This window comes from Chitinophaga sp. LS1 (genome assembly GCF_034274695.1).
Classification (GTDB): domain Bacteria; phylum Bacteroidota; class Bacteroidia; order Chitinophagales; family Chitinophagaceae; genus Chitinophaga.
The window spans coordinates 4335267-4359699 of record NZ_CP128362.1 but is presented as its reverse complement, the minus strand read 5'-3'; the positions used below and the strand labels follow the sequence as shown (position 1 = coordinate 4359699).

Annotated in this window: 18 protein-coding genes; 10 read left to right on the top strand and 8 right to left on the bottom strand. The window is 44.8% G+C overall.

What is annotated here, in order from left to right; all coding sequences use genetic code 11:
* Positions 1–4: 4 nt before the first annotated feature.
* Entirely contained in the window at positions 5–1207 is a 1203-nt protein-coding gene (locus tag QQL36_RS18135) for a bifunctional 3,4-dihydroxy-2-butanone-4-phosphate synthase/GTP cyclohydrolase II (protein WP_321566290.1), read from the bottom strand.
* A gap of 472 nt (positions 1208–1679) precedes the next feature.
* Here QQL36_RS18135 and QQL36_RS18130 point away from each other — a divergent pair, with 472 nt between their 5' ends.
* The 6 genes from QQL36_RS18130 (at position 1680) to QQL36_RS18105 (ending at position 10122) form a co-directional block, all read left to right on the top strand.
* Positions 1680–4859, top strand: coding sequence for a carboxypeptidase regulatory-like domain-containing protein (locus tag QQL36_RS18130; protein ID WP_321566289.1), 3180 nt, complete (start codon positions 1680–1682; stop codon positions 4857–4859).
* Positions 4860–4930: 71 nt separating this feature from the next.
* Positions 4931–5638, top strand: coding sequence for an alpha/beta hydrolase-fold protein (locus QQL36_RS18125; protein ID WP_083722528.1), 708 nt, complete (start codon positions 4931–4933; stop codon positions 5636–5638).
* A 44-nt stretch (positions 5639–5682) separates the two neighbouring features.
* Positions 5683–6852, top strand: coding sequence for a hypothetical protein (locus QQL36_RS18120; protein ID WP_321566288.1), 1170 nt, complete (start codon positions 5683–5685; stop codon positions 6850–6852).
* Positions 6853–7066: 214 nt separating this feature from the next.
* Positions 7067–8167 (top strand): carboxylate-amine ligase, encoded by a 1101-nt coding sequence (locus tag QQL36_RS18115; protein ID WP_083722529.1) that lies wholly within the window; start codon positions 7067–7069, stop codon positions 8165–8167.
* Positions 8168–8170: 3 nt separating this feature from the next.
* Positions 8171–8944 (top strand): glutamine amidotransferase-related protein, encoded by a 774-nt coding sequence (locus QQL36_RS18110; RefSeq protein ID WP_321566287.1) that lies wholly within the window; start codon positions 8171–8173, stop codon positions 8942–8944.
* A complete protein-coding gene (locus QQL36_RS18105) occupies positions 8941–10122 on the top strand; it encodes a hypothetical protein (RefSeq protein WP_083722531.1) in 1182 nt (393 codons plus the stop codon). Before QQL36_RS18110 ends, QQL36_RS18105 begins: the two co-directional genes overlap by 4 nt.
* A 42-nt stretch (positions 10123–10164) precedes the next feature.
* Here the strand turns inward: QQL36_RS18105 and QQL36_RS18100 are convergent, their stop codons facing one another.
* From QQL36_RS18100 to QQL36_RS18085, 4 genes are all read right to left on the bottom strand, one after another.
* The gene (locus QQL36_RS18100) at positions 10165–10473 is read right to left on the bottom strand and encodes a rhodanese-like domain-containing protein (RefSeq protein ID WP_083722532.1); all 309 of its coding nucleotides are present in this window, start codon (positions 10471–10473) and stop codon (positions 10165–10167) included.
* Positions 10474–10519: 46 nt separating this feature from the next.
* Positions 10520–11329 carry a PASTA domain-containing protein gene (locus QQL36_RS18095; RefSeq protein WP_083722533.1) on the bottom strand — a complete coding sequence of 270 codons (810 nt, stop codon included), beginning with the start codon at positions 11327–11329 and terminating at the stop codon, positions 10520–10522.
* A gap of 45 nt (positions 11330–11374) precedes the next feature.
* A complete protein-coding gene (locus QQL36_RS18090) occupies positions 11375–12364 on the bottom strand; it encodes a D-alanine--D-alanine ligase (RefSeq protein WP_321566286.1) in 990 nt (329 codons plus the stop codon).
* Positions 12365–12541: 177 nt separating this feature from the next.
* Positions 12542–12889 (bottom strand): 4Fe-4S dicluster domain-containing protein, encoded by a 348-nt coding sequence (locus QQL36_RS18085; RefSeq protein WP_083722535.1) that lies wholly within the window; start codon positions 12887–12889, stop codon positions 12542–12544.
* Positions 12890–12981: 92 nt separating this feature from the next.
* Between QQL36_RS18085 and QQL36_RS18080 the strand changes: the two genes are divergently transcribed.
* Complete coding sequence (locus QQL36_RS18080) at positions 12982–13980, top strand: acyl-CoA reductase (RefSeq protein WP_321566285.1); 999 nt, start codon at positions 12982–12984, stop codon at positions 13978–13980.
* Positions 13981–14294: 314 nt separating this feature from the next.
* Complete coding sequence (locus tag QQL36_RS18075; RefSeq protein WP_083725962.1) at positions 14295–15833, top strand: trypsin-like peptidase domain-containing protein; 1539 nt, start codon at positions 14295–14297, stop codon at positions 15831–15833.
* 300 nt (positions 15834–16133) lie between these two features.
* Here QQL36_RS18075 and QQL36_RS18070 read toward each other — a convergent pair whose 3' ends face one another.
* The 3 genes from QQL36_RS18070 to proS form a co-directional block, all read right to left on the bottom strand.
* A complete protein-coding gene (locus QQL36_RS18070; RefSeq protein ID WP_072363242.1) occupies positions 16134–16895 on the bottom strand; it encodes a LytR/AlgR family response regulator transcription factor in 762 nt (253 codons plus the stop codon).
* Entirely contained in the window at positions 16892–19810 is a 2919-nt protein-coding gene (locus tag QQL36_RS18065) for a two-component regulator propeller domain-containing protein (protein WP_083725960.1), read from the bottom strand. The genes QQL36_RS18070 and QQL36_RS18065 overlap by 4 nt, the downstream gene beginning before the upstream one ends.
* A 132-nt stretch (positions 19811–19942) precedes the next feature.
* A complete protein-coding gene (gene proS / locus QQL36_RS18060) occupies positions 19943–21418 on the bottom strand; it encodes a proline--tRNA ligase (RefSeq protein WP_083725958.1) in 1476 nt (491 codons plus the stop codon).
* A gap of 277 nt (positions 21419–21695) precedes the next feature.
* On the opposite strand from proS, the gene QQL36_RS18055 reads away from it, so the two are divergent.
* The gene (locus QQL36_RS18055) at positions 21696–22691 is read left to right on the top strand and encodes a hypothetical protein (protein ID WP_179091221.1); all 996 of its coding nucleotides are present in this window, start codon (positions 21696–21698) and stop codon (positions 22689–22691) included.
* Between the two features lie 88 nt (positions 22692–22779).
* Complete coding sequence (locus QQL36_RS18050) at positions 22780–24360, top strand: hypothetical protein (RefSeq protein WP_321570530.1); 1581 nt, start codon at positions 22780–22782, stop codon at positions 24358–24360.
* Positions 24361–24433 lie beyond the last annotated feature (73 nt).

The window sequence follows — 24433 nt, the reverse complement described above, 5'->3', positions numbered from 1 at the left end:
TTATTTATCCTTTCAGGATCTCGTGACCCATTTTATCTCTTTTTGTTTTCAAATACACCTCATTATGCGGGTTGGGATGAATTTCGATCGGCACATTTTCTACCACTTCTAATCCATATCCTTTCATCCCGGCTCTCTTTTTGGGATTATTTGAAATCAACCGCATTTTGGTAATATTCATATGCCTCAGGATCTGGGCACCCACACCATAATCTCTTTCATCCATCTGGAAGCCTAATTCCAGGTTTGCTTCCACAGTATCTCTTCCTTCTTCCTGTAATTTATAGGCTTTCAGTTTATTCAGCAATCCAATACCTCTACCTTCCTGGTTCATATATAATATAAGACCTTTTCCTTCCTGTTCTACCATCTGCATGGCTTTGTGGAGTTGCGGGCCGCAATCACATCTCAGGCTATGGAGAATATCGCCGGTTACGCAGGAAGAGTGGATACGCACCAGTACGGGTTCATCTTTCTCCCATTCTCCTTTCTTCAGTGCCATATGGGTTTCGCCGGAATTCAGTTGTTTAAACGCAATCAATTCAAAATCACCATATTCAGTCGGCATCTGTACGCGTACCTCTTCTTCGATCAGGGATTCCTTCTTGAGTCGGTATTCGATCAGATCTTTGATGGAAATCAGTTTCAGGTCAAACTTCACTGCTATTTCCTTCAGTTCAGGTAGTCGGGCCATGGAGCCATCTTCGTTCATGATCTCCACCAGTACGCCGGCAGGCTCAAATCCTGCTAACCGGGCCAGATCGATTGTAGCTTCGGTATGTCCGGTGCGGCGCAGCACTCCTCCTTTCTTTGCTTTCAGGGGGAAAATGTGCCCGGGCTTACCTAATTCTTCAGAACGAATATTGGGATCGATCAGGGCCTGGATTGTTTTAGCTCTGTCATGGGCGGAGATACCGGTGGTACAACCATGTCCCAGTAAGTCAACAGAAACTGTAAAAGGTGTTTGGTGTAAAGCTGTATTATCACGCACCATCATTTCCAGACCGAGTTCGTCGCATCTTTCTTCAATTAATGGTGCACATATTAATCCACGGCCGTAACGGCTCATAAAGTTGATAATCTCCGGAGTCACATTCCTTGCAGCTGTGATGAAATCGCCCTCATTCTCCCTATCCTCGTCGTCTACTACTATGACCAGTTTACCCTTCTTTATATCTTCTATGGCTGATTCTATTGTATCTAACATATCACTGTTGTTATATTGATTGCAAAGTTAGGTTAAAAAGAGGCATGAAACATTGGATTAATCCCGGATTTTACGCCCTTTTGACAGCACAAAAAGTCACCTTCCAGTGGTGTCGGGCGTCCAATATTTCCCTAATTCCTCTCAAACACGCTCCCATCAGTTTAATACCCTTCTTTCTTTATCATATATTAAATATAAGCATATCAACATTTGTCAGAAAAACTAATATAAAAACAGCCCTTGCCCGACAGAGAATTAAGTATTCCAACAAATTATTATTCGAAATATTAGAATTTCTTACCCTATTAGTTGAACAAACTCCATTTAAAGACTGTTTTGCCATATAGTTTCGAATATACACAGCCATCTACTCAATCTTTTAATATGGCTTAACAATTTGTTAATTTCAAGTTAAAATTCGTAAGAAAAAATTATTAACCTTTGCGGTCTTATAAAATCAAACTGCTCAAATATGGGATGTAAAAAACTACTGTTAACATTCATTGTCTTGCTTAGCGTTTGCTATTCTTTCGCGCAGGTAACAACAAGTGCTGTTACCGGTCTGGTGAAAGATGCAAAGGGGGAGGGCCTGATTGGGGCCACAGTTAAAGCCATTCACGTTCCAACCGGAACCGTTTATGGTACCACAACACAAGCGGGAGGTCGTTACACCATTCCCAACATGCGTGTAGGGGGTCCTTACACCGTTACAATTACCTATATAGGCTATCAGGAACAAAACATTAAAGATCTGTATCTGAGCCTGGGTACTGCATTGACCCAAAACGTAAAACTTGAAGATGGTAGCAAATCGCTGAACGAGGTAACTATTACCGGTCAAAAAAGCAGCATTATCAGTTCAAACCGTACTGGTACACAGACCAACATCAGCCAGCGCCAGCTGACTGAGTTGCCAACTGTAGGCCGTAGCATCCAGGATTTCGCCCGTTTGACACCGCAGGCAGTTGCTACTTACAGCAGCTCGAACGGTAGCCCACTGGGTATTTCCTTTGCAGGTCAGAGCAACAAATTCAACTCATTCACTGTGGATGGTGCGAATGCAAATGACGCATTTGGTCTGACTGCTACAGGTACCAATGGTGGTCAGGCGAATGTAAACGCTGTTCCACTGGAATCGGTACAGGAAGTACAGATTGTACTGTCTCCATATGATGTTACCCAGAGTAACTTCACGGGTGGTGGTATCAACGCTGTTACCAAATCAGGTACTAACCAGTTCCACGGTTCGGCTTATTTCCTGAACCAGAACCAGGGTCTGGTAGGTCACAACGTACAGAGCGATGTGAAATACGCTACTTATAATAATACAACATGGGGTGCCAGCTTAGGTGGTCCTATCGTTAAGAATAAAGCATTCTTCTTCGTAAACGCTGAAAGAAACGACTACAAAACGCCGCTGCCTTACAATCCGGCAGATGCAGGTTCAGGTTCTAAATTCAGCACTGCGAGACTGGATTCTATCCGTAACTACCTGATGACCAACTATGGTTACGATCCAGGAAGCTACACTGATATCAGTTCTAAAGGTTATGCGACTTCGGTATTCGCACGTATCGACTGGAACATCAGCGACAAGCATAAGCTGACCCTGCGTCATAGCTATGTAGATGGTAGCAACTACGTAATTTCACGTACTGCCACTACTATGACCTTTGGTAACAGCGGTTACTACATGCTCAGCACTACTAACTCTTCTGTAGCTGAACTGAACAGTAACTTCAATGCAACAACATCCAACGTGCTGCGTGTGACTTACAACCGTATCCGCGACAGACGTAATACATCTGCATTCCCTTCTATTTACCTTACAGAAAGCAGTCTGAACTACAATGCTGGTGCTGACTATTCTTCTGCACGTAACTCACTCGGTCAGGACAACTTCACTATCGTGGACAACCTGACTATCCAGAAGAAGAAGCACACCCTGACCTTTGGTACTGACAACCAGTTCTTCAACACGAACAACGTGTTCCTGCAGTACTACTATGGTTATTACACTTACAGAAGCTTGAGTGCTTTGCTGGCTAACTCAGCTGCACCATCTTCATATGGTATCAGCTACTCTGCCAAGGGTGGTGATGACGTAGCTCCGGGTAAGATCCACGCAGGTCAGTTCAGCGTATATGGCCAGGATGTATGGGATATCAATGACAGGTTCCGCCTGACTTATGGTGTTCGTATTGATCTGCCTGTATTCTTCAACAAACCTGATGCAAACACCGGCTTCAACTCTTCTGATCTGGCAGCTAAATACAACGTACAGAACAACGTAGTTCCTAAGTCTAAACTGCTGTTTGCACCAAGAGTTGCCTTCAACTACGATGTTAATGGCGATGGTACTACCCAGCTGAGAGGTGGTGTTGGTCTGTTCACTGGTCGTGTGCCACTGGTATGGATCTCTAACGCTTACTCTAACACAGGTGTTGCCTTCACTAAATTCAGTGGTACACCTGATGCTTCTGTTCGTTTCAACTACGATCCATCTGACGTACACCTGGGTGCTTATATCCCAACTACTACGGCTGCGCCAACTGAAGTTGACGTTACTGACAAGAACTTCAAATATCCTCAGGTACTGCGTGGTAACCTGGCTATCGACCAGAAACTGCCATGGTGGGGTCTGATTGGTACCATCGAAGGTCTATATACCAAGACTATCAACAACATCGCTTATCAGAACCTGAACGTAGGTGACCAGCAAGGTACTGTGACTGTAGGTAACACTACCCGTCCATGGTACAACTTCACCCGCGCAAACAGCAGCTATACTGACGTAATCTACCTGAAAAACACCAGCAAGGGTTACGCTTATAACTTTACTTTCCAGATCCAGAAACCTCTGGACCATGGATGGGCTGGTAGCATCGCGTATACTTATGGTAAATCTACCTCAGTAAACGATGGTACTTCTTCTACCGCTTATTCTAACTGGCGTTTTGCTTACAACCAGAACGGTCTGAATAACGTAGGCGAAGCTCGTGCTAACTACGATCCAGGTCACCGTGTAGTTGCTTTTGCAAGCAAGACTTTCCGTTATGCTAAGAACCACATGAGCACTACTGTTGGTCTGGTTTACCAGGGTTACACTGGTCAGCGCTACTCATTCCTGTATAACTATAACCTGACAGGTGATGATGCTTCCGGTAAAACCGGTTCTTCGAGCTTAGCTTATCTGCCTACAGATGCAAGCCAGTTTGCAAACCTGACAGTAAATGGTGCAACTGTTACTCCTGATCAGCAGCTGGCTGACTTCAAGGATTTTGCTTCTCATAACAAATACCTGCAGGATAACCTGGGCAAGAACACTGTTCGTAACGGTGCAAGAATGCCATGGGAAAGTCACTTCGACCTGAAGATCGCCCAAGACTTCATCCTGAAAAACACACACAGACTGGAAGTTGGTTTCGACGTTCTGAACGTTGCTAACCTCCTGAACCGTAACTGGGGTTGGGGTTACTACCTCGGTAACCAGTCAGTGTCTCTGTTCAGCATAGTATCTCAGACACAGAACCCAACATTCACCTTTGATAAAACAAAGATGAACAACATCAACGGTATCCTGAGACCATACACAGTGAGCGACTACCTGTCACGCTGGAGAGGTCAGTTGAGTGTTCGTTATAACTTCTAATCTGCATTTATACAGATACAAAAAACGCTTCGGCCTAACAGCCGAAGCGTTTTTTTATTATATTTATATGAATGCATGAACAATATTACAAATGGAAATCCCCTCATCTCGGCCGTGAATTCGAGATGCTGGTATTCGGAGAGGAAGGCTATCCCCTCATCCTCTTCCCTACCTCTATGGGGCGCCATTATGAACATAAGGAAAGAGGCCTAATTCATGCATTACAATGGTTCATCGACCATCAGCTCATTCGGGTCTATTGCCCTGATAGTATAGATGCCCGAAGCTGGTATAACAAACAGGTCTCCCCTGCCCAACGCACGCTCAATCACATTGCTTACGACAACATGCTGCGGCATGAGGTGCTGGAAAGGGTCATATACGAAACCGGCGTTCACCGCGTAGCCTTAGCCGGCTGCAGTTTTGGTGGGTACCATGCCTCCAACTTTGCCTTCCGCTACCCGGAGCAGGTATCTTACCTCTTTAGCCTCAGCGGCATTTTTGATATTACCTCCCGCCTGGATGGTCATTATGATGATAATGTCTATTTCAATAATCCCATGGATTACATGCGCGACAATCCGCGCGAGGCCCTCTGGCGCATGGGAATTATACTAGGCGTAGCCGACGAAGATATAGCCCGTAACCAGAATGAACGGATGTCAGGGATACTCGCTCACAAAGGCATCAGCCACTGGCTGGATGTAAGGCCCAATCAAAAACATGACTGGCCCGTATGGAACGAAATGTTACCATATTACCTTTCCCTTATAAAATAAGCTGGCGAATCCATTGGCGCGAATATTGATCCTCAACCGCTTTTATGGCAAACGGAATCATTGATACACTCAACGTAAAAACATTTTTCAGGATGAAAAAAATAGGCCTTCTCTATGGTCAGGAAAACAGTTTCCCCCAGGCATTCATTGACCGCGTAAACGCAAAAAATGTCAACGACATCTCTGCTGAATTCGTATCTATCGACAAAGTAATACAGGGTATTCCAAATGAATATGCTGTGATACTGGATCGTATTTCGCAGGATGTTCCTTTCTATCGTACCTGGCTCAAACAGGCTGCACTGGAAGGAAGCGCGGTGATCAATAATCCATTCTGGTGGAGTGCGGATGATAAATTTGTGAACAATGAGCTGGCTGCACGTGCGGGTGTCAATGTTCCTAAAACTGCATTACTCCCCTCCCGCGATCTACCGGTAAATACTACGGATCAATCGTTCAGAAACCTGATATATCCTTTTGACTGGGAAAGCATTTTCGCGCACATTGGCTTTCCTGCTTATATGAAACCTTACAATGGCGGAGGTTGGAAACATGTCTACAAAGTCAATAGTGCTGAGGAATTCTTTGCACAACATGCGCATACCGGCCAGCTGGTGATGATGTTGCAGGAAGAGATTGAATACGATTCTTATTATCGTTGTTATTGCATTGGCGGCAAGTATGTACGTGTTATTCCTTACGACCCGCACCAGGCTCCTTATCAACGTTATCTTGATAAGGCACAGGGAGACGATGACCTGGAAGGTGTGATCATCGAACAGGTGGCTAACCTGAACCGTTACCTGGGATACGATTTCAATACAGTAGAAATAGCCGTGCGTGCAGGGATCCCTTATGTGATCGACTTCTGGAACCCTGCGCCGGAGGCAGATGAGGCGACGATCGGTGCAGAGAATTTTGAATGGGTGGTAGAGACAGCGGCGAATTATGCTATTGAAAGAGCGCTGAAACAGTTGCCGGGAACAGATAACCTGACATGGGGTGCGTTTATGACCCATGCGGTGCCAGGAAATCAGACGGCGATAGTACCGGGTGCGAAGAAGACGGCGGCAAAGAAATCGACGACACCGGTGGGTGCTGCGCCTGCTGAGAAGAAGACTGCTGAGAAAAAGACTACTGAGAAGAAGGCTGCTGCTAAAAAAGAACCTGCGGCAAAAAAGACAACTACTAAAAAAGCAAAGGCCAAAGAATAGGTTGTTTGTTTGTATACAACCGGCCTGCATTACCAGCTATCTCCCCTCAGCCGGTATGCAGGCCTTTTTGTTTCTGAAAATGGTTTTCATCCCCGTTTGTGAATTCCCTCTTTCATGAATGTTCTATTGGCGGCTGCGAAAAAAGAGTACCCCTTCCTTGCTGCCGCAGTCCATTTTCCATATTCTTCTTATCTTGCCTCCCTAATTACCAGCTATGCTCCGGAATTTCACACTAGGCATTGAAGAAGAATACATGGTCATGGACCCTCGGACGCTCGAGTTATGCTCCCATGAACAGAAAATTGTAGAACAGGCCCACAAAGTCATCCCGGAAAAAGTAAAAGCCGAATTTCATCAGGCAGTCGTAGAAGTCGGCACCCACATTTGTGCAAACATCGACGAGGCCCGTGCAGATGTAGCACACCTTCGCAAAACGGTGGCACAGATTGCCGGCGACCTGGGATATAGTATCGGCGCCTCCGGTACTCATCCCTTTTCCAAATGGGAAGCCCAGCTCATCACAGACCATCCCCGGTATTTCGAAATTGTGAATGAAATGCAGGACGCTGCCAGATCGAACCTGATCTTTGGGCTGCATGTGCATGTGGGAATGGAGAACAGGGAAATGGCCCTGCATATCGCGAATTCTGTGCGTTATTTTTTGCCACACGTATTTGCCCTAAGTACCAACTCTCCTTTCTGGGAAGGTCGGAATACAGGCTTTAAATCATACAGGGTAAAGGTATTCGATAAGTTTCCCCGTACTGGTATCCCTGATTATTTTGCCAGTATCGGAGAATACGACCGCTATATACAGTTACTTGTCAAGACCAAGTGTATTGACAACGCCCGCAAGGTATGGTGGGACCTCCGTGTACATCCTTTTTACGATACGGTAGAATTCCGGATCTGCGATGTGCCGCTCACCCTGCAGGAAACCTGTACCATTGCTGCCATCTTCCAGGCACTCTGTGCAAAGATCTATAAACTGCGCATGCAGAACCTGAACTTTATTATCTACAACCGCGCACTGGTCAATGAAAATAAATGGAGAGCCAGCCGCTATGGTATAGATGGCAACCTCATTGACTTTGGTAAAGAAGCGGAAGTCAATACCCGTTCACTCATTTTTGAACTGCTGGAGTTTGTAGATGATGTGGTCGATGAACTGGGTAGCCGTCATTATATCGAGCATACAAGAGAAATACTGCAGAATGGCACTGGTGCTGACAAACAACTGGCTGTTTTCAATGAAAACAAAAACATGCACAGTGTGGCGGACTTCATTATTAAACAATTTCTCAAAGACTGCTAGCACATGAAAGTAGCTATACTTGACATGTATGAAGGCGTTCCGAACGAAGGGATGCGTTGTATCAGGGAAATACTCGCGGCGTATGCTGTGCGTCATTCACTGGTATTGCAGTGTGATGAGTATGAGGTGCGCATCGCTGCCCAGGTACCTGATCTTTCTTACGATATTTATATTTCTACAGGTGGTCCCGGTTCACCGCTGGATAGTGAAGGCAGTGAGTGGGAACACCGTTATTTTGGTGTGATGGAAGCGTTGATGAAAGCTTCAAAGCCGGTGTTATTGATATGTCATTCCTTTCAGCTTATGTGTCGCTATTTGAAGCTCGGAAATGTATGCAGGCGCCGATCACCTGCATTCGGAGTGTTTCCTGTGCATAAGACAACTGCAGGTGAATTTGAACAGCTCCCCGATCCTTTTTACATCGTGGATAGCCGCAACTGGCAGGTGATTGGTTTAGATCATGCACGTATGGATGCAATCGGCGCTTCCGTTTTAGCGCTTGAAAAAGAACGCCCCCATGTACCACTGGAAAGAGCGGCCATGGCGATACGTTTCGGCCCTCATATGATCGGCACACAATTCCACCCGGAGGCTGATGCAACCGGGATGCGGATGTACCTGCTGCAAAAAGAAAAGAAAGACCAGGTGCTCACCAACTATGGTGCGGAAAAATATTACAGCATGCTGGAACAACTTTCAGACCCGGATAAGATCATGCTCACGTATGATACGCTTATTCCTGCATTTCTGGACAATGCCTTATCTATTCAATCATGATCCCTTCTTTACGCAAATATTATAACGAAAATTTTACTGCGGAGAAATACGCGGCATTTATTGAATCAATGGCTGCTGCTGCCGGCGAAGCCCCTGCTTTTAAAGTAGCGGAAACACCCGTGTTTGTACCAGCTGCACTCACGAAGCAACTGATTGATACCAGCGAAGCGATCATTGATGTGATTACACAACCTGACTTCAAAGCCAGTAGTGAAGCGTCTTTTCCTGCATGTATGAAAGTACCGGGCGAAAATGAGCATGCGCATTTTGTGATCATTGATTTTGCTGTGTGTCAAAATGCAGAAGGTGTGTTGCAACCACAGCTCATAGAACTACAGGGCTTTCCTTCTCTGTATGCGTTTCAGGAGCTGATGGCTAAGGAATTTAAACATCATTTCCAGATCCCTGATACAGTAAATAACTATTTCAATGGGTATGATGATAATAGCTATTTAGCGTTATTGCAAGAGATCATTGTGGGTCCTTATCAACCGGAAGAAGTGGTATTGCTGGAAGTAAAGCCACATGAACAGAAAACCCGTATTGATTTTTATTATACGCAAAAGGTACTGGGAATACCTGTTGTTTGTATTACAGACCTTGAGCAGAGAGGTGACCAATTATACTATAAGGATACTTTAATCAAACGCATATACAACCGCGTGATCTTTGATGACCTGCAAAGACAGGCGGCTTCATTGCCGGCACATGTGTCTTTATTCCAGGATTTTGATGTAGAGTGGATCACGCATCCGAACTGGTTTTACAGGATCAGTAAATATACCCTACCTTTTATTCATAGTGAATTTGCACCGGAGAGCTGGTTTCTGCATGCAAAGGAGTTGCCAGCCGATCTGGAGAACTATGTATTGAAACCGCTTTTTTCATTCGCAGGTCAGGGGGTAGTGATTGATGTAACATTATCAGATATTGCCTCGATTAAAGATCCTGAGCACTGGATTTTACAGCGAAAGGTACAATATGCCCCGGCTATCGAAACACCTGATGGACCCGCTTATTGTGAGATCAGGATGATGTATGTATGGAAGGATGGAGCGGAAAGGCCGTTGTTGGTGCATAACCTGGCGAGGCTTAGTAAGAGTAAAATGATAGGTGTAACGAAGGATAAGTCGCATACCTGGGTGGGTGGTACCTGCGCTTTCTTTGAAAAGTATTAAAAAGGCTCACCTTACGGTCAGCCTTTTTAATTTCAAATTCTTTTATTTCCCGAACTTCTCCTGCCAGTTCAACATACCACCGGTCAGGTTCTTTACATTCTGAAATCCCATTGTTTCCAGGATCATTGCTGCCTGGCCGCTTCTGCCTCCGCTTCTGCAATACACAATCACTTCTTCATCCTTCAGATCTTCCAGCTCATCCACCTGCATGGCTCTGATTTCGCCCAGGGGTAATAGGATACCACCGATATTAAATTCTTCGTGTTCATGTGGTTCCCTTACATCGACGATGTGCAGGGATTCGCCATTGTCAATACGTTGTTTCAGTTCTTCAGCAGTTATATTTTCCATCGCTGTAAATTTTATAAGTTAAACGATTATGGGGTATACTACTTTGTTATTGCGGTTCTTTTGTAGAATCAGTTGCACCTTTTACCGGTGCGGTAGGCGACAACCAGATATCCACTACTTCTCCTGCTCTTACCATGCTCAGCTCCTGCAGTGAATTTCTTGGCATCGGATCCTGTTTGATCACAAATGCATTGGCAGTGTCTGTTACAGAAGGATCTACCATTACTGTACCCAGGTTCAGGTTTCTGCCACTCAGGGTCACCTTGGCTTCCTGGAAGGTCATTCCGATCAGATCCGGTACGGGATTTTCGATACTACCTGTACCGCTACTCAGTACCAGCGTGATGCTGCTACCTTCGGGCACCTGTCTGCCGGCTTTTACCAGTTTACCATTCAGCAACTGCTGCAATACGGTATTGGTAGCAAAGTCCGGTTTATAAATTGTATCTCCTACATTCAGCCTGCGGCTATGCAGGGTCATTTCAGCACTACGGAAAGTGAGACCTACCAGGTCAGGCATGTCCACCATTGGCGGCACTACCTTATTGATAGTCAGGTAAATAGTTCTTCCAACTTTTACTATCGCACCTTTTGCGGGGGTTTGTTCCCATACAGCCAGGGCAGGCAAACTATCGATAAAAATGGAGTCTCTTACATCTACGTTAAACCCAGCATCTTCCAGCTGTTTGGTAGCGTCTTTCACACTCTTACGGTATACGTCAGGCACGGTTTGGGTATCTCCATGCCTGGTAATTACCCCCAGCAGCAGGAAGAAAATCAGCCCCAGTACCAGGAACAACCCTACCACAACGGCCAGGTTAAACCCAAAGGAGCGTTTTGTAATTTGATTGAACACAGATTATATTTTAACTTAAAGATAGCGTAATCTTATACCGCTTTGTTATTTCCTCAGGCACTCTTCAATTAATGTGCCGTAAAACTCCTGCAGGGTTTTACCGGCAGCTCTTACCTGCTGAGGCACGAGGCTGTTATCGCTCTGACCAGGCATGGTGTTCACTTCCAGGAAGAACAGGCGGTTGTTTGCCTCTTCATAGATGAAGTCTGCACGCACAATACCTTTGCAATTCAATTTGTTATACAGTTCTTTGGCGGTATTCCTGATCTGCTCACACACGTCGTCCGGTGCTGGGGCAGGGGTGATTTCTTTGGTCATACCCGGCGTATATTTCGCCTCATAGTCAAAGAATTCTTTGCTGCTTACAATTTCTGTCAGCGGCAAAACGTTGATTTCGCCATTCACTTTATATAAACCACAGGTTATTTCCCTGCCTTTGATAAACTCTTCGATCAGGATCTGTACATCTTCTTTGAAAGCCTTGTCGATAGCGGGTTGCAGTTCTTCGGCAGTATTTACTTTAGACATACCGATGCTGCTACCACCTTCCGCAGGCTTTACAAATACAGGCAGTTTGAGCTGTGCTAATATTTGTTTGGTATCGTAAGGCTGGTTACTGAAGATATGCACAGATTTGGATACATTCACCACATTCAGGGCTGCCACTACTTTGTTGCAATAGCTCTTATTGAAAGTCATGGCGGAGGTGACCATGCCACAGCTGGTAAATGGAATACCCAGCATTTCGAAATATCCCTGCAGTCGGCCATCTTCGCCAGGTGTACCGTGAATACCGATGAAAACGGCATCAAAAGTTACTTTTTGCCCTTTGATAGTCAATGAAAAATCGTTCTTATCCACGGCTATCGCCTGCCCGTCGTCCCCCGTATAATTCCAGCTCTCTTTTGTAATAACAATTTTATACACATTGTATTTGCTGCTATCCAGGTTTTTCTCAATTGTTACGGCACTTTGTACGGAGATAACGTATTCTCCTGAGTATCCGCCGGCAACAAGGGCGATATTCTTTTTCATATAATAATTAATAATAAGCGGATAAAGTTAATAGAAAAATGGGGGATGTAAACTTTTTTACCCCAAAAAGAAGGGGAGAAAAGGCAATTTTGACCTTTTCTCCCCATTTAGGTTCGGTATGCGTGCCAGCGATTTGCATCTGACGACCAGTTACCGATAATTCCTTATGCTTCCTGATTAAATATGTAATTTCTCTTTCTTTGCCAGCAGTTCTTCTTCAGACTCCTGGTACATTTCGTCTGGTACACAACAGTCTACCGGACATACTGCCGCACACTGTGGCTCTTCGTGAAAGCCTTGACACTCAGTACATTTATTAGGAACAATATAATAACTGTCAACAGCTATAGGAGCGTTACGCTGGTCGGCATCGATAGAAGATCCATCCATCAGCACATAAGAACCCTTAATCGTAGTGCCATCGGCCATTGCCCATTCAACACCACCTTCATAGATCGCGTTATTAGGGCACTCAGGTTCACAAGCTCCACAATTAATACATTCATCTGTTATTTTGATTGCCATGTTATAAACTTTTTGTTTAAGAAGTAAGCCATTAATTTTGCAGACAAAAATAGAATATCTCCCTTTAAAAAGTAAACTATTTATATAGATTCATGAGCAGTACAGAAAAAGTAGCCGCCCTGGTACGTTTAGGTCAATACCTGACAAGCAATGATCCAGCGCTTCTGGCAGTAAAGGAAAGAGCTTACCAGGCTAACGGCTGGTTCACCCCGGAATTCATAGATCTGGCCATCAGCCAGATTGCGGAGAATTTCCTGGAAGCCGCCCACCTCAACAGCTGGATCAATGCCTACCCGGAATTGACTAAGAACAAACCTGCCCGTACAGTGGGCATCGTTACCGCTGGTAACATCCCTCTTGTAGGCTTTCATGACTGGCTCTGCGGTTTCGTGAGCGGCCACAATGTTCGCCTCAAACTGTCATCAAAGGATGTAATACTGATGCAGCATGTGCTGGATAAGATGAAAGAGTGGCACCCTGAATGGGCGGAACAGACTACAGTACAGGATATGTTGAAGAACTGTGACGCTTATATTGCAACAGGCAGCAACAATTCTTCCAGGTATTTCGAGTATTACTTTGCCCAGTATCCGCACATTATTCGCCGGAACCGGACTTCCGTAGCTATCCTCACAGGTGAAGAAACGCCTGCTGAGCTGGAAGGCCTGGCGGACGATATCAGTATTTACTTTGGGCTGGGATGCCGGAATGTAACCAAGGTGTTTGTACCGGAAGGGTATGATTTCAGCCTGTTGCTGGAGGCACAGAAGAAGTATAGTTATCTTGCCGATCATAATAAGTATAAGAATAATTACGACTATAACCTGGCTTTGATCCTGCTGAATAACAGTCCTTATATGTCGAATGAGAGCATGTTATTGCAGGAGGCGCCGCATATTTTCTCGCCAATAAGTGTGCTGAACTATGGGTATTATACCGATAAGGACACGCTGGCGGCGGAGTTGCAGGCGAATACAGCGTTGCAATGCCTGGTAGGAAGAGGGTTTACTCCTTTTGGAACGGCACAGCAACCATCGCTCACGGATTATGCGGATGGAGTGGATACGCTGGAATTTTTGAGTAAGCTATAAAACATTCATGAAAGGAGTATTCATCAACGGAGATGAAACCACTTTCAGTAGAAAAGGACCGCCCTTATGGCTGTCCTTTTTTCTTTTTACATAACATTTTGTCCGATTCAATCGTTAATTTGTCAGTACCTCCGTTACTTTGTCACCCATTCTATTAAGATGACATTAACCTTTCATATAATAAACTGTTAAAGTAACACCAACACTGGCTGAATGAATCACTTACCCCCTTAAATTTGTATCCGAGGCACTAAAATTGTTATATTCCTTATATCAACATTTTTGCTTTCAATAAAACTTAAACTCAAAGAAATATGAAATTCCGGCAAATTGCGGCAACTGTTCTTATCAGCGCGGCCACTGCCTTTGCCAGCGTGTTTGTTTACAGCAAATTTCAGCCCCGGCAGGCAGGTCCCTATCAAAATGGATCAGACAACATTCCAGTAAACTATACCAGCTACATGCCTGGTACAGAACACAGAAACATTACTCCACCCACCGACTTCTCAGCAGCAGCAAAACTGGCAGTTCCAGGTGTGGTTCACATTAAGACAAAGATCAATCCCCGTCAGGTTACAAACAACCTGCAAAGGAAAAGAAGCGTACTTGAAGACCTCTTCGGTGATGACTTTTTCGGGGACGAATTCCAGGGTGGCGGCGGCGGACGTAAATATTATGTTCCCGGCCAGATGGCTTCCGGCTCCGGTGTACTCATCTCCGACGATGGTTATATCGTGACAAACAATCACGTAGTGGACGATGCGGACGAAATCACCGTTACGCTCAATGACTACAAAACTTACAAAGCAAAAGTGATCGGTACCGATCCAAACACTGACCTCGCGGTGATCAAAGTAGACGCGAAAAACCTGCCTTACATGCTGTATGGCAATTCTGACGAGGTTGAAATTGGTCAGTGGGTGCTTGCTATCGGTTATCCATTAAACCTGGAAACTACCGTAACTGCAGGTATCGTGAGTGCAAAAGCACGTTCTATCGGTATTAACAAACAGGCAAAAAGAAACGCTATCGAATCTTTTATTCAGACAGATGCTGCTGTGAACCAGGGTAACAGTGGTGGTGCATTGATCAATACCGCAGGTGAACTGATTGGTATTAACTCTGCGATCGCCTCTCCTACCGGTGCCTATGCAGGTTACTCTTATGCGATTCCCGTGAACCTGGTGAAGAAAGTGGTAAATGATATCATGAAGTATGGTAATGTACAACGTGCTTACCTCGGTATCAGGTACCAGGATCCGAATTCTATTCCTGAAGAGAAATGGGGTGACTATGGTATAAGAAGAGATGTGAATGGTGTAGTAGTGACAGATGTGGTAACAAGTGGTGCTGCGGCTGATGCAGGTATTCAGAAGGGTGATGTGATCACTGGTATCAATGGTGTGAATACACCTTCTATTCCACAGATGACGGAGCAGATCGCAAGATTCAAACCAGGTGATAAGATCAGTATCAGCTACCTCCGTGGTGATAAATCACGCACAGCGAATGCAGTTCTGAAGAACATTGATGGTAATACCAGTATTGTGAAAGCAACAGTGATCGATGCGCTGGGCGCGGATCTGGTGACACTGGAAAAAGGCGATGCAGCGAAGATCGGTATTCGTGGTGGTGTATATGTAGATAACATCAGCAGTGGTGTACTGAAGAAACAAACGAATATGAAACCTTCTTTTATTATTATGAAAGCAGGAGATCAGGTGGTGAGTTCAGTGGAACAGCTGAGAGGGATATTGGAGAAACAGAAGAAGGTGCAGCTGGAAGGTGTGTATCCTGAGTTGAATGGTGTGTACTATTACAATATTGATTTGACGAATAGTACTGATTTTTAATTATCGTTTTTCATATAGGTTTATAAGTTAAGGAGAGAAGAGCTCTGGTATTTCAACCAGGGCTCTTTTGTTTTAAGGGCCTTCGGCAGCAAGGAAGATCTTTATTTGTTCGGCTGACTCCTATGGGGGGAGGCAATTTCAACAAGGGCGTTAGCCTGAAAAGAGCGCGCTTCAATGCTGCCGCAGGCCATTTCCAATAAAAACATTCATGAAAGAGGGAATTCACCAATAGGGAATGAAAACCATTTAAAAAAAAATGCCCGGCTTTCGCCAGGCATCTATATTTTTTATTACTTGCAATTACAGATTTATCACTCCTTTCAACTGCGCAAAAAACTCATCTTTCTTCCGGGAGCTGATCGGTATATTCTTCTGATCACTCATCACAACTGCTGTTCCCAGGCCTTTTATAATCTTCACGATATGATGAATATTAATCAGGAAAGACTTATGTACCCTATAGAATCCTTTATCACTCAACATTTCCTCATACTCCTTCAGTGACTTGGATATCAAATGCGATACATTATTGATCAACTGGATCTTTGTATAACTATCAAACGCTTCGCAATAAATGATATCCTTCAGATCTATCACATTATACCCATCATTCACCGGAATCACTATCTTGGAAAACGCGTTGTCATTGTTCTTTACATAATCCTTCAGAATCGACGCCAGCTCATTTAACCTACCTTTTTTACTCTTCTTTACTTTTTCCAATGCATCTTCTACCTCACTCACCTTAATAGGTTTGAGCAGATAATCCAACGCGGCAAATTTTATTGCCTGCAAAGCATATTCCTGAAACGCGGTGATGAAGATAACTTCGAAGTTTAGCACAGGGAACATTTCCAATAACTGGAATCCATTATGTGGCGGCATTTCAATATCCAGAAACAGTACATCGATCTGGGTATTTTTCAGCATCTCCGCCGCGTCATGAATGTTCTGCGCCTCCCCTACTACCGTAACATCCTTACAGTAATTTTCAAGAATATTTCGCAAAATGTGGATGTTGCGGACTTCATCGTCTACGATCGCAGCTTTTATATTACTCATAACATCTTAACAATGGGAATCAGAATTTCAACGAGCGTACCCTCTTTATTGCCGAAACCTGACTTAAATTTATCAATAATTTCTAACTTTCCAACATTTCCATTAAAAGATTTTATAATCTGCAACCGCTCCCTGATCACGCTCAGGGCTGTAGATTCGTGCTTTATGAGGCGTCCGCTCTTCAGTTCATTTGCCCTGTCCCAGCCTATTCCATCATCGTCTACGGAACAGTATAGCATATCCCCTTTCAGCATCAGTCTTACCTCCAGGTTCCCGCTGCCGTTTTTAGGCGCAAGGCCATGTTTGATCGCATTCTCCACGATCGGCTGTATAATCATAGGCGGTATATAGATTGTATAATCTTTCAATGCATCTTCTATGGCAAAGTGGTACGTAAAGACATTTGCAAACCTAATCTTCTCCAACTCAATATAACGGGTGAGGAAAGCTATTTCTTCATCCAGCGAAATATAGGATTTCCGGGAATTATTAAGCATTTGCCGCATCAAGGTAGCGAAATCTGCTAAGAAATTCAGTGCCTGCTTTTCCTCCTTCTCCATTATCAGGTGCTGCACGCTATTCAGGGAGTTGAATATAAAGTGCGGATTCATCTGGTTTGTAAGGGCTTTGGCCTCCAGTTCTGCAATCCTTCTGTTGTATTCTGTCTTGCGTTTTTCCCCATCTTTGAACCGCAGGAAGATATACCTTAATATAAATGCAACCAGCAGCAATGCCAGCAAAATCACGATTCCCCTCGCCCACCATTGCTGATACCACCGCGGTAGTATCGTCACTGTAATGGCCACTGGATGACTCCATTCACTCTTGTACTTTCTCGCCCTGATCTGTAATTCATAAGTATCTGGCTGCAGGTCAGGGAAAGGTACGATATTGGACATTGTCGTGATCCAGCCACTGCTTGTATCGCTGGAAAAATTATACTGGTACTCCACCAGGTCCGGCAGATCATAGGCGATCGCACCAAATTCAACTTCGAACGAAGCCTTGCGCTGGTATAGTAAAGTGATCTTTTTTGAAGGCAGATAGGTACTGTCGCCATACCTGATGTGACTCAGGTACACTGCAGGAGGCACCGTATCTACCGGCATATTATTGTCGTTGAAATAACTTAACCCGTTGGAAGTGGCGATGTACAATATCCCGTGCTGGTAATATACTCCCCGGGTATCGTCACTCATCAACCCATCGTTACTGGTAATATTCCGGATCAGGGTCTGGGTATGCACATCGATCACAGACACCCCTTTGTTGGTAGAAACATACAATCTGCCTACCCCATCATAATATAGCTGTTGGCAGATATCGCTCACCAGTTTATCGGCAGAGCCAATATGCTTTATGACACGATTGTTCTTTAATACGAACAAACCCTGATCTGCCGTTCCTATCCACAGGTAGCCATCTATATATTTCAGGTCTTTGACGGGTTGGTGCAGTTCTATATCCGTACCCGGTATCACCACTTTGGCTGATCCCTCTTTGCCATAGAACAACCCGGAGCCGGTACCTACATAATAAGAAGAGTCATTCACACTGGCGATAGACGTGATCTGTACATCCGGCACCTCCACAGCATAGTTCTCACCGATCACCTGGTCTTTGGACACTGCGCGGATCCTGCCATCCGGCCCTACGTCCATATCCTTCATATTCCTGATAGCTCGTAATACGGAAACCCGCTGCTGAAGGGTATTGAAGATAAACAGTCCATTGTCCGCACCGATCAGGATCTCATTTTCTTTATACGGTAAAATACTGAGGATGCTGTTGCGTCCACTGGTGGTATCCAGGTTAAAGCGCCGGATCGTATTGTTACTATCGATGGTATTGAGCACCCCTGCATTCTGGCCTACCAGCAGGATACCGGTTTTGCGGTCTTTGCAGATGCTGAAGATAGAGTGGGAATACAGCCCGTTTGTATTATCGAGATAATTAAAGTAAAAATTTTTGTAAGGAATATTGTACACGCCATCGCCGAAAGTAGTGATCCAGATATTGCCATCACGGTCTTTCAATACAGAAGTGATGTAGTGATTGTCGAGCAACTTCACCATGTGACGTGCACCTTTGAAAAAGTCTTTCAGGTAATACAATGCACGGGGAGTACCAATCCACAGGTCCTCCTTATCGAGGCATACGTTACTGATTTCATCGTTAATACCCCAATCCGGACCATTGAAGAAACAGGTGGCTTCCTTATTATTATAGGTGTAAATAGCATTTTTGAGAATAACGATCGGGTTCTTCCGGATCCTGCCAATGAACACATCATCATCTGCGGGGTATGGAGAAGAGAGGAAGATCTTTTGTGAAAGGTTATTGCCATCCTTTAGAGAGCCGAGATTAAAATAATTCTGGAGGGGTTTGAAGATGGTATCGTTGCGGAGGAAGTAAAAAAGGTCGGTACGGCCCGGCTTATATTCTGTTCTCATGCCGCTGTAGCGGATGATCCTGTTGTCAGTATTGAGAAACCATACAAAACCAGCATAGTCTTCAAACATGTACTGCATATACTGTCCGTGAGCATCGATACGCAGCGAGGAGTCATTGGCACCCGAGTGAATTTCGTTATTGAAATAGAAAGAGGGCAATCCATTCAGGGTGGAGAACCATACCCTTCCTTTGGAATCGGCGGATAATCTTACTACATCATTGTCAGTAAGACCGTCTTTCTTAGCGTAGTTACGGAAACGTTTACCATCGAATTTGCTCACGCCTGTGGGCGTGGCGAACCAGATAAAACCTTCTTTATCCTGCACGGCGGCATACACGGTAGCATTGGCCAGACCATCCTTTACATTATAATTGCGGATCATGAGACCCTGTGCCGATGCATGATCGCATAAGCACACAGTCAACAGTATCCAACATAATATGTAACGGACTGCAGGCATGAAATAAGGTCAGATTTTTGAATATTATTTATCCGAAGGAAAACAGGACTGATCAACAGATCAGCCCTGCTCCATGAGTATCTCTGAGTAGAGGAGTTAACAGGCAGCAACCCGGCCTTATCAACTCATCTTTTAATAAGCTCTCGCGAATAGTACACGCTGTGTAGAAGGTTTACCGGTCAGGATGCAGGTACCTGCTTCCTGAGGATTGTTCAAAGGAATACAACGGATGGTGGCCTTTGTACGCTCTTTGATTTTTTCTTCTGTTTCGGCAGTGCCATCCCAGTGTGCGGAGATGAAACCACCTTTTTCGTCCAGCAGTTTTTCAAACTCGTCCATCGTGTTAGCAGGTGTAATGTGCTCATCACGGTAAGCTTTCGCCTTATTGTACATCTGCGTTTGGATATCTTCCAGCAATGTGCCGATATAAGCCCCCAGGCCATCCAGTGACTGACTGGATTTCTCTTTGGAATCGCGGCGGGCTACTTCCGCAACATTATTTTCCAGATCTCTGGCACCAATAGCGATACGTACAGGTACTCCCTTCAATTCGTACTCAGCAAATTTCCAGCCAGGACGGTTGTTGTCTGCATCATCGTATTTAACACGGATACCTGCTTTTTTCAGATCGCTCATGATTTCGAACACTTTCGCATCGATCTTTTCTTTCTGCTCTGCACCTTTGTATATAGGCACTATCACCACCTGCAGTGGGGCAATGCGCGGAGGCAGTATCAACCCATCATCATCACTGTGCGCCATGACCAGGGCACCAATCAGGCGGGTAGATACACCCCATGAGGTAGCCCATACATATTCCAGTTTATTTTCCTTGTTGGTGAAAGTTACGTCAAATACCTTAGCAAAATTCTGGCCAAGGAAGTGAGAAGTACCTGCCTGCAGTGCTTTGCCGTCCTGCATCAGCGCTTCGATACAGTAAGTATCGAGGGCACCGGCAAAACGCTCAGCAGGAGATTTTACACCTCTTATTACGGGCAGTGCCATATAGTTTTCTGCAAAATCAGCGTACACTTCCAGCATCTGCTCTGCTTCGGCAATCGCTTCCTCCGAAGTAGCATGGGCGGTATGCCCTTCCTGCCAGAGGAATTCTGCAGTACGGAGGAACAAACGGGTACGCATCTCCCAGCGCACTACATTCGCCCATTGGTTAATGAGCAACGGCAGGTCGCGGTAAGACTTGATCCAGTCTTTATATGTATTCCAGATAATTGTTTCGGAGGTTGGGCGAACGATCAGCTCCTCTTCCAGCTTTGCGGTAGGGTCTACAACTACACCGGGGCCGTCAGGATTCTTCATGAGCCTGTGGTGAGTAACCACCGCACATTCCTTTGCAAAGCCTTCCACGTGATCTTCTTCCTTACTCAGGAAGCTTTTGGGGATGAACAACGGGAAGTAGGCATTCTGATGCCCTGTATCTTTGAATTTTTTGTCCAATACATCGCGCATTCCTTCCCAGAGCGCAAATCCATAAGGTTTGATGACCATACATCCTCTTACGGCAGAATAATCGGCTAAACCGCCCTTCAGCACCAAATCATTGTACCATTGTGAATAGTCTTCGGAACGGGCCGTGATCTCTTTACTCATTTAAAATTTGATTATATAATTGTCGATTATTTTTCTCATTTACAACAACTTGTGCAAGCTACCCTACTTATTACACAATAATTAGATATTGTGGCGTAATATTTGTGTTAAATATATTACCAAAAGGTAAAATGTCACAAACCTACATGAAAATCAGAAACGTGCAAATAGTTTAGTAAAATATTATGAACGGTTTAGGAATCTTGTAACGTTTACCGACATTTGAACGTTAAAATAGTGTAAATTTATAGTGTAATTCAGGCTAAAAATTCCGACAATGAAATCAGCTCCTTACCTCGCTGTACTGACGCTAATGATATTAAGTAGCTGTTCGTCAGCATATAAAACAACCCAAACACCGGATGATGTGTATTATTCTCCGAGAGTTAAACCTGCCTATGCTTCCTCAAATAATAATAACGGTGGTGACAACGTTCAATATACTGATAGTGAAGATGGGGGAACATATGTTAATTACGACGATGACCAGGGGGATTATGCACGCCGCTTAAGTTTGTTCAATGACAATGCTTATTCCGGCGGTTTCTATGATTATTATGGCACACCTGGTGTTTATTCCAGCATGTATGCCAATCCGTATTACGGTTATGGTAGCTCCTTCGGCATTGGCTTTGGTTATGGATACGGCTATGGTTCCGCATTCAGCCTTGGTTTTGGTTATGGCTATCCTTACTATGGTTATGGCTATTATGATCCATTCTACTATCCTTACTACGGATATTATGGTTATGGATATGGATATCCATATTATGGTGGTTACTATGGCGGCTACTACGGTGGTCATGGCTATGGTTACGCCGGTGGTTACAGACGTGCTACACGCAATACCTCATTTGCCACAGGATCATCCGGTGGTCGTGTAATTGGTAACAGCGGTGGCCGCACCACAAGAACTGACTATCGTCCTTCCAGAGTAGTGAATGGCAATTCCGGCAACAGTGGTGGTCGTATCAGTAACGGTTCTGCAGGTTCTTATCAGCCAAGACGTACTTATTCACCAACATCAGGTGAGCGTACTACTACAGTTGACAACAGCGGTGGCCGTACTACAAGTCAGCCAAGCCGGTCATCTTATCAGCCAGCAAGGTCTTACTCACCTTCACAGCAGTCACAACCTTCTTATCAACCACAGCGTTCTTATTCACCTGCTCCATCTTATAGCCCAGGCCGTACAAGCGGTGGCGGTGGTGGTTCCTTCGGTGGCGGAGGCGGCGGTGGTCGCGTAGGTGGTGGCGGCAGAGGCCGTAACTAATCTTAAAAATGATTTGATCATTGATATTCTTAAAAATCTACCCTGGTCAAAATAGGCCGGGGTATTTTTTAACCCTTAATTCTACCATATGATGAAAAGAATGGTGTTAGCCATTGCTATGACAGGAGCCTGTTTCTCATTGCAAGCACAAAATATTGACGACGCTTTACGTTTCAGCAGCGGCGCTCCTTCAGGAACAGCCCGTGCACAGGCCGTGGGTGGGGCTCAGGGCGCATTGGGCGGGGAAGCTTCTTCCATGTACATCAACCCTGCTACAGTAGGTTTCTTCAGAACAAGCGACTTCTCCTTTACCGTCGGTGTTCCTTCTATATCTTCTACCGGTACTTACCAGGGGGTGTCCTCCAGTGATTCCAGAACGAACCTGAATATCTCTAACGCCACCATCATCTGGGGCGGTAAAAGAAAGAAACCGGGCAGTAAATGGCAGAACTTCAGCGGCGGTATCGGTGTAAACCGTACGTCAAACTATAACCAGCGTACTTATTATACCGGAGATATCCATAATTCTTCTCTTTCCTTAAATTATTACCTGGCAGCTGATGCAGCAGGAATTACCAATCCGAATGCACAGCTGGGTGGAGATCCTGACCAAACCATCCTGGCTCACTCCTCTGCCCTCGCTTACCAGACATACCTGATCAACCCGGTGACAAATACAGATGGCTCTTTTGCAGGTACATTCTACTCTGCGGCCGAAGCTACTGACAATAGTGTATACGTACGCCAGGAAAGCACCAGCTTTGAAAGAGGCGCGAATACTGAATTTGCAGGTTCCTTTGGCGCTAACTACAACGATAAGTTCTACATCGGTGGTGGTATTGGCGTTCCAAACGTGCAATACAGAAGAGACCTGACCTGGAAAGAAACGAACCTCAATACCGTAGCTACAGACCTCAACTACTTTACTACCACAGAAGTACTGAGAACTTACGGTACCGGTATCAATGCAAAACTGGGTATCATTTACAGACCGGTGAAGACGTTGAACCTGGGGGCAACTATCCATACGCCTTCCTGGATCTGGCTTACTGATGAGTACCATACAGATATGACCACGTCTACGAAGTCAAACGGAGTGCATTCATTCTCTTCCCTCGACAGCCGTTATGATGGTCTGGATGATGAATCCAAATACACCGTCCGTACGCCATGGAAAGGTATCCTTAGTGCTACCTACCTGTTCGCACCATCTGCCGATACCCGTAAGCCTACAGGTTTCATCAGCGTGGATTACGAATATGTAGACTATGCTTCCATGCATATGCGTTTCAAAAACAACGACGGCTATGACCGCGAAACAGAAACTGACAGGAACAATTCGATTAAAGATACTTACCAGGCAGCGTCCAACTTCCGCGTAGGTGGTGAGTTGAAACTGCATACCATTGCATTACGTCTGGGTTACTCCTACTATGGCAGTCCTTACAAAATCAGCAGCCTTGATGGGGTACGCTCTTACTACTCCAGTGGTATTGGCTATCGCAACAATGGCTTCTACATGGACTTAGCATTTATCTATGGTTCTTCTACCAGTTATAACCAGCCATATACCATGCTGGCAAATAACATGAACTATGTGACACCAGATGCTGCGAAGATTGAGAAAACTTCTTATACAGGACTGGCTACTTTCGGTTGGAAATTCTAAAAAAAATTATAAAATCAGAAAAGCGCTTCTGTTAATAGCAGAAGCGCTTTTTGTTTTCAGCCAAATGATATAC